Here is a 13,010-nt window from a genome sequence, read left to right on the forward strand (position 1 = left end):
AAATTATGAATCCTAGAAATCGTAATATTATTATTGGAATAATTGTGGTTGTTATTATTGCTATTGCTGCTTTCATTGGCTTTGGACATCAAACTAAAGCAAATAAAACAGTCAATAAAACAGTGAAAATTGGAATAATGACAGGAACTAAAGAAGATGACAGTATTTGGCAAATAGTATCTAAAACAGCCAAAGATAAGTATGGAATTACTTTGAAGTTCACTCATTTCACAGATTATACACAACCAAATACAGCCTTGAAAAATGGCGATATTGATTTGAATGCTTTTCAACATTATGCTTTCTTAAAAGCGTGGAATAAAGCAAATAATGGTGATTTGGTGGCCATTGGTGATACTGTAATTTCGCCAATCAGTGTCTATTCTAAGAGTCTTAAGACTTTGTCTGATATCAAAGAGGGCGGAACTATTGCAGTACCAAATGATGCGTCAAATGAAAGTCGTGCGCTTTATGTCTTGAAGTCTGCGGGCTTGATTAAATTGGATGTTTCTGGTCAAACGCTCGCGACAGTCAAAGATATCACTTCAAATCCGAAAAATTTGGTTATTAAAGAACTTGATGCTTCACAAACTGCGCGTGCTTTAGATTCAGTTGACGCCGCAGTTATCAATAATAATTATGCCGTTACTGCAGGTTTAAAGAAAGCTGATGCAATTTTCACTGAGCCTGTCAACAAAGATAGTCAACAATGGATTAATATAATTGTTGCTAATAAAAAAGATGCAAATAGTAGCGTTTATAAAGATGTTGTCAAAGCTTATGAATCAGAAGCAACCAAAAAAGCCATCGCAAAAGCATATCCAGATAAGAGCACCATTCCTGCTTGGGGCTTGAAATTAAAATAATTTCTTTTGCACTTAATTGTTTATCAGCATCACAGGAAGTTAGAGTTACTGACGAAATTTCCTATTTTCTGATGAATGGATGAGTTTTCCTGAGAAGTAAATGAAAGTTCTCTGACAGCTTTGTCAGTAGAAATTGGAGAAAATTTTGAATCCTAAAAATCGAAATATTATCATTGCTGTTGCTGTTCTTATTCTTGTTGCGCTGGTTGCCTTCTTTAGTTTGAACCATCAAGGCGGAGTGAAAGCATCTGCTGGCGAAAAAACAGTCAAAGTTGGAATTATGAGTGGCGACAAACAAGATCAGGAAGTTTGGAAATCAGTAGCTAATACCGCTAAAGAAAAATACGATTTGAAGCTGAAATTTGTTTATTTTTCTGATTATAATCAACCAAATGAAGCTCTTCTGTCAGGAGATATTGATATCAACGCTTTTCAGTCTTATAATTATGTAAAAACATGGAATAAGGCGCACAAGAGTGATATTGTTGCCGTAGGCAATACTTATATCACACCTATGCACATTTATTCAAAAGAAATTAGCAAATTGTCAGATTTAAAAGAGGGTTCAACGGTTGCTATTCCTAATGATGCTTCAAATGAAAGTCGGGCATTGTTTGTACTCCAAAGTGCAGGTTTGCTTAAATTGACAACTAGTGATTCAAGTAAACTGGTGGGCTTACCAGATATCACAGAAAATCCTCATCAATTGAAATTCAAAGAAGTGGATGCAAGTCAAACACCACGTGCTCTTGATTCAGTTGCTCTTTCGGTGGTTAATTATAATTATGCGACAGCCGCTAGTTTGCCAAAATCTGAATCAGTCTTCATGGAGCCACTTAATAAAACTTCTGCTCAATACATCAACTTTATTGCTGCGACAAGTAAAGAAAAAAATAATAAAGTTTATAAAGAAGTTGCCAAAGCCTATGCTTCAAAAGCAACAGAAAAAGCAATCAAAGAACAGTATCCTGATGGTGGAGAATTGCCCGCTTGGGACTTGAAACTTTGAATAAATACGCTTCAGCAGCTGAGGGCAAAAAAATATTAAGCTCCTAGAAATTGTGAAAGAAGAAAAATATGGGGAAATTAGCGATTGTAACGGGAAGCGGACAAGGTATTGGGGAAGGTATTGTCTATCGGTTAGCAAAAGATGGATTTGCGGTTGCCGTAGCAGATATTAATCCTCAAACAGCAAAAAATGTTGCAAAAACTTTGATAGATAAAGGATTTGAAGCTAAAGCTTACGTGCTTGATGTTGCGAACCGTTCGGCAGTTTTTCAGCTTATTGAACAAGCGGTGAGTGATTTTGGTGAACTTGCTGTATTTGTTAATAATGCTGGGGTTGCTTTTATTGATAGCATTATAGATTCTGATTCAGAAAGGGTTGAACGACTATTTGATGTCAATATCAAAGGTACTTATTGGGGAATACAAGCAGCAGCTACCCAATTTAAAAAACAAGGTCATGGTGGACGAATTATCAATGCGGCTTCGCTTGCAAGTGTTGAAGGTTCTGCCTTGCAAAGTGCTTATTCTGCTTCAAAATTTGCAATACGTGGATTGACACAGTCGGCAGCGAAAGAACTTGCAAAAGACCATATCACAGTGAATGCTTATAATCCTGGAATTGTACGCACCGCTATGCGAGATGAGATTGATAAAAAAACGGCTCAAATCAAAGGAATTAGCATTGAACAGCAACAACAGAATTGTTTGAATGAAATCTACCTCGGACGTGAAGGAAGACCAGAAGATGTTGCAGAAGTTGTGGCCTGGTTTGCTTCAGATGCAGCAGAATATATTACAGGACAATCTATCTTAGTGGATGGCGGGATGAGATTCCATTAGCAAGAAGGAAAAAAATATGAATGTAAAAAATCGAAGAATATTAATTACAATTATTATTCTTGTATTCATTATTATAGTAGGCGGGATTTTTGCCTTTTCTCACAGTGGTAATAAATCAAAAGTTTCTTCAAAAATTGTAAAAATTGGATTGATGCCTGGTGGTAAACAAGAAGATGTCATTTGGAAACAAGTTCAAAAAAATGCTAAAGACCAATTTGGGATTACATTGAAATTTGTCAATTTTACTGATGGAGATGAGCCTAATAAGGCTTTGGTCAACCATGAAGTAGACCTCAACGCCTTTCAACATTATGCTTATTTGAAATCATGGAATAAAGCTAATAATGGAAATATTGTGTCAATTGGTGATACAATTATTACGCCGATTCATTTATACTCAACGAAATACAAAAAGGTCGATGAAATTCCTGATAAAAGTACGATTGCCATTCCAAATGATGTCACAAATGAAAGCCGCGCACTTTATGTTTTAAAAAATGCGGGACTCATTAAACTAGACACCTCTAGAGGAGTATTAGCAACGGTCAAAGATATCAGAGAGAATCCTAAAGGCTTAATTATCAAAGAAATTGATGCCAGTCAAACACCACGTGCGCTTGATTCAGTTGCTGCAGCAGTCATTAATTATAATTTTGCTATTTCGGCAAAAATTTCTGATAAAGAATCAATTTATCAAGAACCATTAAATGAAGATTCGGCTCAATGGATTAATTTTATTGCAGCAAATCAGTCTGATAAAAATAATAAAGTTTATAAAGAAGTCGTCAAGGCTTATGAACAAAAAAATATCGCTGATATCATCAAAAAAGAATATCCAGATGGAGGAGAACTCCCCGCTTGGAATTTAAAATTGTAAATAAGAAAACTCGTCTTTGACGAGATTTTCTGTCAGTATTAACAAAGCTGAATTTTACTGACGAAAGTTTAGGAAAAGCTTTGTCAGCACTGACAGAGAATGAAAAAGATAAAGGAAGTAAGTATGACAGCAATTATTGAATTAAATAATCTTTCTGTGCAATTTCACCAGAAAGGACGATTAGTCACGGCAGTGAAAAATGCCACTTTACACATTGAAAAAGGGGATATTTATGGTGTGATTGGTTATTCTGGAGCTGGGAAATCAACTTTGGTTAGAACCATCAATCTGCTTCAAAAACCAACCGAAGGTCAAATTGTGATTAATGGTGAGAAGATTTTTGATAGTGCAAATCCCGTGAAGTTTACGGGTGCAAAATTACGTGAATTTCGTCAAAAAATTGGGATGATTTTTCAACACTTTAATCTTTTGAGTGAGAAAACTGTTTTTAATAATGTGGCTTTTGCTTTGCAACATAGTCAAATCGAGGATAAAAACGGGAAAAAACGTTATCTCACAAAGAAAGAAAAGAACGATAAAGTCACTGAATTATTAAAATTGGTTGATTTAGCAGACCTTTCTGATAAATATCCGGCACAACTTTCTGGAGGCCAAAAACAAAGAGTAGCGATTGCACGTGCTTTGGCTAATGACCCCGAAATTTTGATTTCAGATGAAGGAACCTCAGCCCTCGACCCGAAAACAACCAATCAAATCTTGGATTTGCTCAAATCCCTTCATGAAAAATTGGGAATTACAGTGGTTTTGATTACTCATGAGATGCAAGTGGTTAAGGAAATTGCTAATAAAGTAGCCGTTATGCAAAATGGTGAAATCATTGAACAAAATTCTTTAATTGATATTTTTGCGCAACCTAAAGAAGCTTTGACCAAACAATTTATTGAAACAACAAGTTCGGTCAATCGATTTATTGCCAGTCTTTCTAAGACAGAACTTCTTGCTCAATTAGCAGATGATGAAGAATTAATTCACTTAGATTATTCAGGTTCAGAACTTGAAGACCCAGTGGTTTCTGATATTACGAAAAAATTTGATGTAACGACTAATATTTTCTATGGGAATGTTGAATTACTTCAAGGTCAACCTTTTGGCTCATTAGTCTTGACCTTAAAAGGTTCAAGTGAACATCGAGCTGCCGCAAAGGCATATTTTGTTGAAAGACATTTGAAATTTGAAGTTTTAGGTAAAATTGAAAGGACGGTAGACTAATGGCAGAATGGTTTGCACATACATTTCCTAATGTAGTTTATTTAGGATGGACGGGCGAGACAGGTTGGTGGACAGCAATTGTTCAAACGCTTTATATGACATTTATTTCGGCACTTATTGGTGGCTTATTGGGATTGATTTTCGGAATTGGGGTTGTTGTGACTGCTGAAGATGGAATTACACCCAATCGACCATTATTCTGGATTTTAGATAAGATTGTCTCTATCGGACGCGCTTTTCCCTTTATTATCTTATTAGCAGCAATTGCTCCCTTGACTAAAATTTTGGTGGGCACGCAGATTGGTGTTACAGCAGCCTTGGTTCCCTTGGCCCTTGGAGTTGCTCCTTTCTACGCTAGGCAAGTTCAAGCATCACTTGAGTCTGTTGACCACGGGAAAGTAGAGGCAGCTCAGACGGTGGGGGCAGATTTCCTTGACATCGTCTTTACTGTTTATCTTCGTGAAGAACTGGCAAGTTTGATACGGGTTTCAACGGTTACCTTAATTTCCTTGATTGGTTTGACCGCAATGGCCGGTGCGATTGGGGCTGGTGGACTTGGAAATACTGCTATCTCTTATGGTTACAACCGATTTGCCAATGATGTCACTTGGTTTGCTACGATTTTGATTTTGATTTTTGTTTTATTGGTTCAACTTGTCGGGGATTTCTTGGCAAGACGCGTTTCACATCGATAATTAAATAAATAGACTTAAGTCTATTTGATTAAAGGAGAAACAATGAAAAATAATTCTGTAAAAATTGTTGTTGCGACTGGAATTGGTGCCGCTCTATTTGTAATTATTGGCTGGTTGATTAACATTCCTACGCCAATTCCAAATACTAGTATCCAATTACAATATGCTGTACTTGCCCTATTTTCGGCCTTGTTTGGCCCTCTTGCTGGCTTTCTAATTGGATTTATTGGTCATGCCCTCAAAGATTCATTTCTTTATGGGGCTCCTTGGTGGACTTGGGTTTTAGGCTCAGGTTTGATGGGTCTATTTCTAGGCTTTGGAGTCAAAAGAGAAAGTTTGACTCAAGGGATTTTTGGAAATAAAGAAATTATTCGTTTTAATATTGTCCAATTTTTGGCAAATGTAGTCGTGTGGGGTCTAATTGCTCCCATTGGGGATATTCTGGTTTATAGTGAACCGGCTAATAAAGTCTTTACACAGGGAGTAGTTGCAGGTTTAGTTAATGCCTTAACGATTGCTGTAGCCGGTACTTTATTGCTCAAACTTTATGCTGCGACACGAACAAAATCAGGAACGCTTGATAAGGAATAAATATTTTTAACATCAGATGTGCTAGAATAAAAGCAGCAAATACTTGCTGCTTTTGCGCTTGTATCCTTAGAGTGAGACCATTGTCTAAGAATGTTTGTAATTAATAAGAAGGGTGAAAATGGAACCATTAATCTCGTTCAAAGATTTTACATTTAAGTATGATCTACAAAAAAATCCAACATTAAAAAAGATAAATTTAGAAATTTTTCCTGGCGAAAAAGTACTGATTGTTGGGCCATCTGGTTCAGGAAAATCAACCATTGGCTCATGTCTGAATGGAATATTGCCCCATTTGTACAAAGGGGAGGCAAGCGGGGAATTATCAATTGCTGGCTTACCTTTTGGGACTTCAATTACTGAACTATCAGAAAGAGTATCCACCGTGCTCCAAGATACTGATGGACAATTTATTGGCCTAAGCGTAGCTGAGGATATTGCTTTTGCTTTAGAAAATGACGGTCTGATTCATGATGAAATGGTCAGCAAAGTTGCCTATTGGTCAGAGAAAACCGAAAGCAAGAGCCTTTTGAATCATCGTCCTCAAGACCTGTCAGGTGGACAAAAACAAAGAGTTTCTTTGGCGGGAGTTTTAATTGATGAATCACCAATTTTACTGTTTGATGAGCCTTTAGCCAATTTGGATCCACAAACTTGTGGAGAAACAATAGCTTTAATTAAAAATATTCATGAAGAAAATAATGTGACGACAATTATCATTGAACATCGAATTGAGGAAGTTCTATCACTCGGAATCGATAAAATTGTGGTTGTCAATGAGGGTGAAATTGTTGCGATTGGTAGCCCTGATGAGTTATTGAAAACAGAAGTTTTCAGAGAAAATTTTTTACGTGAACCACTTTATTTATCAGCATTAAAGGCTGTAAAAGTGGCTGACTCACTGACAAATTTTTCTGATTTGAAAACGTTAGATGCCCCAAATCTAAAAAAAATACTGACAGATTTTACAAGCTCTTATAAAGTGACTGACAAAGCTGTCAATAAAAATAATATCCTGTCAGTAAAAAATTTGACGGTAAATTTTGGTCAACATGAAGTTCTAAAAGGAATAAATTTAGAGATTCAAGAAGGAGAAAAAATTTCGATTGTTGGTAAAAATGGCGTTGGGAAATCGACTTTTGCGAATGCGCTCTGCCATTTTGTTGAAGCCAGTGGTGAAATTTTGTATCGTGGGCAATCAATAGTTAATGATTCTATTTCGGAACGTGCAGCAAAAATTGGTTATATTATGCAAAATCCAAATCTTATGATTTCGCAAAATATTGTCAGTGATGAGGTGGCCTCTGGTTTGAGACTTCGTGGGTTTGATGAAGGAGTCATTAGTGAAAAAGTTGAAGAAATTTTACAGGTTTGCGGACTTTATCCATTTAGAAATTGGCCAATTTCTTCTTTGAGTTATGGGCAGAAAAAAAGAGTAACAATTGCCAGTATTTTAATTTTGGAGCCAGAAATTTTGGTTCTTGACGAGCCAACTGCTGCTCAAGATTTAAAAGCTTATCGTGAAATCATGGATTTTCTTGACCAACTTAATCATCGTCTTCATTTGACAATGATTATGATTACGCACGATATGTATTTGATTACAGAATATACAGATCGGACTCTAGTTTTTGCTGACGGGAAAATTGTTGCTGACGAAAGTCCATTTGAAATTTTAGAAAATGAAAATTTTGTTAAGATGGGAAATCTGAGTCAACCCAGTCTTTATCAACTTGCGAGAAAAGCTGATATTAGTCCAATTTCACTGACAAAAGCTTTTATTAATTTTCAAAATCAGGAGAGATTAAAGCATGAATAATCAACTTAAAGTCTTAGGCTATCAAGCCGGAAGTGGTTTTATTTATCAACTCAATGCGACTGCCAAGCTCTTGTTTTTTCTTTTGATTTCCATCAGTAGTATGGTCACTTATGATACAAGATATCTGGCTTTTGTGGCTCTCTTTTCTATGCTCCTCTTTTACTTTTCGAAGATTCCTTTTTCGTCAGTCAAACGAGTCGCTCAGTTTGCCGCCCTTTTTGCTTTCTTAAATCTCCTATTTGTGTTTATTTTTGACCCTGGCTATGGTGTAAGACTCTATGATTCTAAAACGATTATTTGGGGGCCTTTAACTTTAGAAGAACTTTTTTATCTCTTTAACCTCATCTTGAAATATTTTTCGACCATTCCACTTGCCTTATTGTTTATTTTAACGACTAATCCGAGTCAATTTGCTAGTAGTCTGAACAAAATTGGTCTTCCTTATCGTTCCTCATATTCTGTATCATTGGCTTTGCGCTATATTCCCGACATGCAAGAAAAGTTTTTGGCTATTCGTAATGCTGGGCAAGCTAGAGGAATGGATTTATCAAAAAAAGTAGGTCTTTTTTCTCGAATAAAACTAAATGTTCAATTGTTATTGCCTTTGATTTTTTCTAGCTTGGAGCAAATTGATACCATTTCAACAGCAATGGAATTACGACGATTTGGGAAAAAGAAAAAAAGAAGTTGGTATTCATATCAACCATTGAAAGTAAAAGACTACTTTGTTATCTTACTCGCACTTTTAGGAGTGGCTCTTGTAATTCTTTTGTTTTTTGTTAATCAAGGGAGATTTTTTAATCCCTTTCATTAAAAAAGCCTGCACAAGTTATCCTTTGTAAGTCTAATAGCTAATCTGGAGTCCATATTAGCTATTTTTATCGTATTTTCCTAAAAGTCTTCTTTCCGCTCAAAAATTCAAAACTCCCTTCTCAAACTTTGAAAAGGGAGTTTATCTTTGTTCTGAGGCAAGTTTTTTGCTTTTTGTTATCTTGCAAAAATGAGTGGAAAATGGCATAATAGGACTTGTAAAAAACTTTTGACAAGCCGATTGTTTGCAAAAGCTTATAAAATTTGAATTAAATCTTAAAAAAGAACTTCCAAAAGAATTAGAAGGGAAAAACATGGAAAATAAAATACGTGAATTGCGCCGATTATCTCATCTTTCACAAGAGGATGTCGCACATATCGCTCACGTCTCGCGTCAGACGATTAATGCGATTGAAAATGACAAATACGACCCAGAGTTAACGCTTGCTTTCAAACTTGCAGAAACCCTAGGGACAACCGTTGATGAGCTTTTTAACTATCAACCAACCGTTGTGAAAAGGAAAGAAAACGATGTATTTTGGTGCGAAAAATATCAATGTGTCTTATGGAAAAGAGCAGGTATTGAAAAACGTAACGCTGTCGATTGAAAAAGGAAAAACGACAGCTATTATTGGAGTCAATGGTTCTGGAAAATCAACGATACTAAAAGCCCTAGGGCGCTTGATTAAAGCAGAAGGTCAGGTTATTTTTGATAATCAGCCCTTAAGCAATCATTCAAATCGGGAGATTGCTCGCATTTTAGCCCTATTGCCTCAATCAATTACTGCTCCTGCAGATATTACAGTCTATGAGCTTGTTAGTCTAGGACGTTTCCCACATCAAAAACTGATGCAACAACGTTTATCAAAAGAAGATATTACTTTTATTGAGGAATTAATGAGGGAAACAAATGTTTGGGATATTCGTGAAAGTAAAGTATCAGAACTTTCTGGTGGGCAAAAACAAAGAGTATTTATCACAATGATTTTAGCCCAAGATAGTGAGATTATTTTACTAGATGAACCCACAACGTATTTGGATTTAGCTCATCAGTTGGATATTTTGTGTCTGCTTAAAGATTTAGCGACAAAGCGAAATAAAACCATTGTTTACGTTATTCATGACTTGAACCATGCCGCTCGTTTTGCTGACAACCTAGTTCTCGTCAAAGATGGGGAAGTGGTCGAGCAAGGGACTGTTGATGACTTATTTACTCAAAAAACATTGAAAGAATGCTTTGGATTGGACGTTACTTTAGGATGTGATACCTTTACCAAAAAATTAATGATTACTGGGGTGAAAGATGCCTAAAAAACATTTTCTGACAATCTTTTTTGCCCTAGTTTTTTCTTTACTTTTTTTGTCAGTTCTTTATCTGATGCTAGGAAACAAAAATGTTCGACTGACAGAGTTATCCACAAATAAAATGGTTTTACAATTACGCTTACCACGATTGATAAGTCTTTTTCTAACCGGATTTCTCCTGTCTGTCAGTGGATTTCTAGTTCAAATTATGACCAGAAATCCAATTGCTGAAATGTCTACTCTAGGAATTTCTGGCGGTTCAAGTCTGGCTTTATCTCTTTTGTTGACTTTGGGTTGGTCGACAAATGATGGAATTTCAGTCATGGTTTCATCACTAGGAGCATTTATTGCTCTAGCCGTCGTCATGCTTTTGACTGCCAGGACACATTTTCAGCCCTTAAAAGTTGTTTTAGTTGGAACATCAGTCGGACTTTTTGCAACGAGTTTAGCGAGCTCAATGACTTTTGCTAGTCATGATACGCAGGCTTATTTTCGCTGGATTGTCGGGTCTTTTTCTGGTATAACCAATACTAAAGTTCTTTTAATGGCAGTCGTGAGTCTGATTTTTCTCCTACTCTTGCTCCTATTCTCTAAACAAATTTATTTATTAAACTTTGGAGACGAGCTGGCCCAATCTTTTGGAGTTTCCGTAAATTTTGTCCGTCTACTCATTATGTTTTTAGTTGCTCTTGCTTCGGGGGTGACCGTTGCCTCAGTTGGAGTGGTTAGTTTTGTTGGTCTGATAGCTCCACATATTGCCAAGAAAATTGTTAGAACGAATTTTTGGCAAAATGTGATTTTGTCCGTGCTGACAGGGATGCTTTTGCTTGTTTTGGCAGATTTGGCGGCTAGGAATTTATTTAAACCATACGAATTTCCAGCAGGAAGTTTAACCATGCTTCTGGGAGCTCCTTTCTTTTTGTGGGTCATTACAAAGGAGGCGAAATAAATGAAAAGAAAATTCACTTTACTTTTTGTCCTTCTTTTGGTTTTGATTGTGGCTGATTTGACACAATTTTCGACTAATTCTCAAATCCTATCTATTTTGATTCCTAATTTCCGTTTACCAAGATTAATAACTATTTTGTCAGCAGGGATTGCCCTTTCATTATCCGGTTATATCATTCAAAATATCACAGAGAACCCTCTTGCTGATAGTGGAACAATTGGGATAACTTCTGGTGCATCAGCAGGAAGCGTCGCCTTTTTATTAATTGCTGATCATTTTAAATTGACGGGCATTTGGAATTTTTCTTATCCCCTATTCGCCTTAATTGGTGCCCTTCTTTCTTTTGCTTTAATTTATATTTTTGCTCTGAGAAAGCAAGTGAGCTCTGTCAGAGTACTCTTGACAGGGATTGCAATTACAGCTTTTTTCCAAGCCCTGATTACGATTGGTCAACTTTCTGTCAATGCTTTTGATTTTCAGAAAGTGGCAGTTTGGCTGTCAGGAGATATTTGGCAAACGGGAACCACTTATCTGATAATTTGTATTTTATTATTAGTCATTGGATTAATAATTCTCCCTTTTTTCCTCAAAAAACTTGAAATTTTATCCTTGGGAGAAGAAATGGCGACGGTTTTGGGACTTGATGTTCCCAAAACTAAAATCTATCTATACTTGCTGGCTTTACTTTTTGCAGCTGTTGGTGTTTTATTGGTTGGTGGATTAGCCTTTGTTGGTTTGATTGCTCCGCACATTGCACGTGAAATTGTTGGATTTAAATCACGGAAAAGCCTAATCGCAACAGCTCTTTCAGGGATGATTATATTATCTTTTGCTGATATCATCTCCCAAATGATTATAGCTCCATCAAGTTTACCTTTAGGCTTTGTTGTCGCCTTTATTGGGGCTCCATATTATATTTATCTTATACAAAAAGTTTAAGAAATTAATTTACTTTTGTAAATTTCTTATAAAAAAATAATGGTTCATTTCTAAAAAATGACCTAAAAATAGAGGAGATTCTTTTGAAAAAAGTACTCACAACCCTAATTGCTGCAGGAGCTTTACTTACTTTAGCTGCCTGTTCTCCAAATTCATCATCAAAAAAATCAACATCAAGTGAAGACAAAGTGACCTTTCACGCTTTGAATGGTGATGTTAAAGTTCCTAAAGATCCAAAACGTATTGCCGTTCAAAATTACCCAGATGAAGTGGCTTCATTAGGTGCAAATGTTGTTGGAACAGACTCATGGGCTTTCCCAAATACCTTCTTATCGAAAGAACAAAAAAAGAATATGGTTGATTTGGGAGCACCAAAATTCAATATGGAAAAATTGATTGCTCAAAATCCTGATTTGATTATTACAGTTGATAAAGATCAAGTGGCTGACTATCAAAAAGTGGCACCAACTGTTCTCGTTAATTATAAAGATCTTTCAGGAATGAATAAATCACTTGATTACTTTGCTAAACTTCTTAATCGTGAAGATGAAAAAGCAAGTTTCCTTAAAAACTTTAAGAAAGAAGCTGATAAACAAAAAGAAAAATTGGCTAAGGTTGATGTTAAACCAGCTAAAAATACCATTTCACTTCTTGAACTTCAAGGAGATAAGGTTTATGCCTTTGGAGATAATTTTGCTCGTGGAGGACAAGCCTTAACAACTGGTTTAGGCTTTAAAGAATCAAGCAAAATGGCTGAACTCTCAAAAGGGGTGGGTTATGCCGAAGTAAATACAGAAAGCTTGGGCGAATTTGATGCAGATTATATCTTTATTGATTTTGCGGAGAAAGATAAAGAACAATATGCTGCTCTAAAAAATAATCCGGCTTGGCAAAATCTTAAAGCGGTTAAAGAAGGACATGTCATCACAATGGACTACGACAAAGTTTACTTCTTTGGCGGACCAACAGCGGCTAAAAAAGAGCTGTCACTCTACACTGACGCTATCATTAAAGCTACAAAATAAAAAGAAAAAGTGTATAATCAACTTATACACTTTTTTTGTGAAAAATTAAGGACTTTATG

Annotated in this window: 14 protein-coding genes; all 14 read left to right on the forward strand. The window is 36.0% G+C overall.

Features of this window, described 5'->3' with window-relative positions:
• The first annotated feature begins 5 nt into the window (after window positions 1-5).
• The 14 genes from KW2_RS01580 (at window position 6) to KW2_RS01645 (ending at window position 12,951) form a co-directional block, all read left to right on the forward strand.
• Entirely contained in the window at window positions 6-866 is an 861-nt protein-coding gene (locus KW2_RS01580; protein WP_021036687.1) for a MetQ/NlpA family ABC transporter substrate-binding protein, read from the forward strand.
• A 145-nt stretch (window positions 867-1,011) separates the two neighbouring features.
• Complete coding sequence (locus KW2_RS01585; protein ID WP_021036688.1) at window positions 1,012-1,875, forward strand: MetQ/NlpA family ABC transporter substrate-binding protein; 864 nt, start codon at window positions 1,012-1,014, stop codon at window positions 1,873-1,875.
• Between the two features lie 68 nt (window positions 1,876-1,943).
• Complete coding sequence (locus KW2_RS01590) at window positions 1,944-2,714, forward strand: acetoin reductase (protein WP_021036689.1); 771 nt, start codon at window positions 1,944-1,946, stop codon at window positions 2,712-2,714.
• Window positions 2,715-2,730: 16 nt separating this feature from the next.
• Window positions 2,731-3,591, forward strand: a complete 861-nt coding sequence (locus KW2_RS01595) for a MetQ/NlpA family ABC transporter substrate-binding protein (protein WP_021036690.1) — start codon at window positions 2,731-2,733, stop codon at window positions 3,589-3,591.
• 123 nt (window positions 3,592-3,714) lie between these two features.
• A complete protein-coding gene (locus KW2_RS01600; RefSeq protein WP_021036691.1) occupies window positions 3,715-4,821 on the forward strand; it encodes a methionine ABC transporter ATP-binding protein in 1,107 nt (368 codons plus the stop codon).
• On the forward strand, window positions 4,821-5,516 hold the full coding sequence (locus KW2_RS01605; protein WP_003131669.1) for a methionine ABC transporter permease: 696 nt from the start codon (window positions 4,821-4,823) through the stop codon (window positions 5,514-5,516). The genes KW2_RS01600 and KW2_RS01605 overlap by 1 nt, the downstream gene beginning before the upstream one ends.
• A gap of 42 nt (window positions 5,517-5,558) precedes the next feature.
• On the forward strand, window positions 5,559-6,107 hold the full coding sequence (locus KW2_RS01610; RefSeq protein WP_011834403.1) for an ECF-type riboflavin transporter substrate-binding protein: 549 nt from the start codon (window positions 5,559-5,561) through the stop codon (window positions 6,105-6,107).
• A gap of 118 nt (window positions 6,108-6,225) precedes the next feature.
• Window positions 6,226-7,923, forward strand: coding sequence for an ABC transporter ATP-binding protein (locus tag KW2_RS01615; protein ID WP_021036692.1), 1,698 nt, complete (start codon window positions 6,226-6,228; stop codon window positions 7,921-7,923).
• Entirely contained in the window at window positions 7,916-8,737 is an 822-nt protein-coding gene (locus KW2_RS01620) for an energy-coupling factor transporter transmembrane component T family protein (RefSeq protein ID WP_021036693.1), read from the forward strand. The genes KW2_RS01615 and KW2_RS01620 overlap by 8 nt, the downstream gene beginning before the upstream one ends.
• A 310-nt stretch (window positions 8,738-9,047) precedes the next feature.
• Complete coding sequence (locus tag KW2_RS01625) at window positions 9,048-9,341, forward strand: helix-turn-helix transcriptional regulator (RefSeq protein WP_010905285.1); 294 nt, start codon at window positions 9,048-9,050, stop codon at window positions 9,339-9,341.
• Complete coding sequence (locus KW2_RS01630; protein ID WP_021036694.1) at window positions 9,265-10,044, forward strand: ABC transporter ATP-binding protein; 780 nt, start codon at window positions 9,265-9,267, stop codon at window positions 10,042-10,044. The genes KW2_RS01625 and KW2_RS01630 overlap by 77 nt, the downstream gene beginning before the upstream one ends.
• Entirely contained in the window at window positions 10,037-10,987 is a 951-nt protein-coding gene (locus tag KW2_RS01635; protein WP_021036695.1) for an iron ABC transporter permease, read from the forward strand. The genes KW2_RS01630 and KW2_RS01635 overlap by 8 nt, the downstream gene beginning before the upstream one ends.
• Window positions 10,988-11,926, forward strand: a complete 939-nt coding sequence (locus tag KW2_RS01640) for a FecCD family ABC transporter permease (RefSeq protein WP_015082007.1) — start codon at window positions 10,988-10,990, stop codon at window positions 11,924-11,926.
• Between the two features lie 83 nt (window positions 11,927-12,009).
• Entirely contained in the window at window positions 12,010-12,951 is a 942-nt protein-coding gene (locus tag KW2_RS01645; protein WP_021036696.1) for an iron-hydroxamate ABC transporter substrate-binding protein, read from the forward strand.
• The last annotated feature ends 59 nt before the right edge of the window (window positions 12,952-13,010 follow it).

Origin of the sequence: Lactococcus cremoris subsp. cremoris KW2 (genome assembly GCF_000468955.1) — a bacterium.
GTDB classification, from domain to species: Bacteria; Bacillota; Bacilli; order Lactobacillales; family Streptococcaceae; genus Lactococcus; species Lactococcus cremoris.

Bases quoted from the DNA above. Each gene is read 5' to 3' on its own strand.
- KW2_RS01600 (WP_021036691.1), top strand. From the start codon at position 3,715: ATGACAGCAATTATTGAATTAAATAATCTTTCTGTGCAATTTCACCAG.
- KW2_RS01615 (WP_021036692.1), top strand. From the start codon at position 6,226: ATGGAACCATTAATCTCGTTCAAAGATTTTACATTTAAGTATGATCTA.
- KW2_RS01635 (WP_021036695.1), top strand. From the start codon at position 10,037: ATGCCTAAAAAACATTTTCTGACAATCTTTTTTGCCCTAGTTTTTTCT.
- KW2_RS01605 (WP_003131669.1), top strand. From the start codon at position 4,821: ATGGCAGAATGGTTTGCACATACATTTCCTAATGTAGTTTATTTAGGA.
- KW2_RS01640 (WP_015082007.1), top strand. From the start codon at position 10,988: ATGAAAAGAAAATTCACTTTACTTTTTGTCCTTCTTTTGGTTTTGATT.
- KW2_RS01630 (WP_021036694.1), top strand. From the start codon at position 9,265: ATGTATTTTGGTGCGAAAAATATCAATGTGTCTTATGGAAAAGAGCAG.
- KW2_RS01595 (WP_021036690.1), top strand. From the start codon at position 2,731: ATGAATGTAAAAAATCGAAGAATATTAATTACAATTATTATTCTTGTA.
- KW2_RS01620 (WP_021036693.1), top strand. From the start codon at position 7,916: ATGAATAATCAACTTAAAGTCTTAGGCTATCAAGCCGGAAGTGGTTTT.
- KW2_RS01625 (WP_010905285.1), top strand. From the start codon at position 9,048: ATGGAAAATAAAATACGTGAATTGCGCCGATTATCTCATCTTTCACAA.
- KW2_RS01610 (WP_011834403.1), top strand. From the start codon at position 5,559: ATGAAAAATAATTCTGTAAAAATTGTTGTTGCGACTGGAATTGGTGCC.
- KW2_RS01580 (WP_021036687.1), top strand. From the start codon at position 6: ATGAATCCTAGAAATCGTAATATTATTATTGGAATAATTGTGGTTGTT.
- KW2_RS01590 (WP_021036689.1), top strand. From the start codon at position 1,944: ATGGGGAAATTAGCGATTGTAACGGGAAGCGGACAAGGTATTGGGGAA.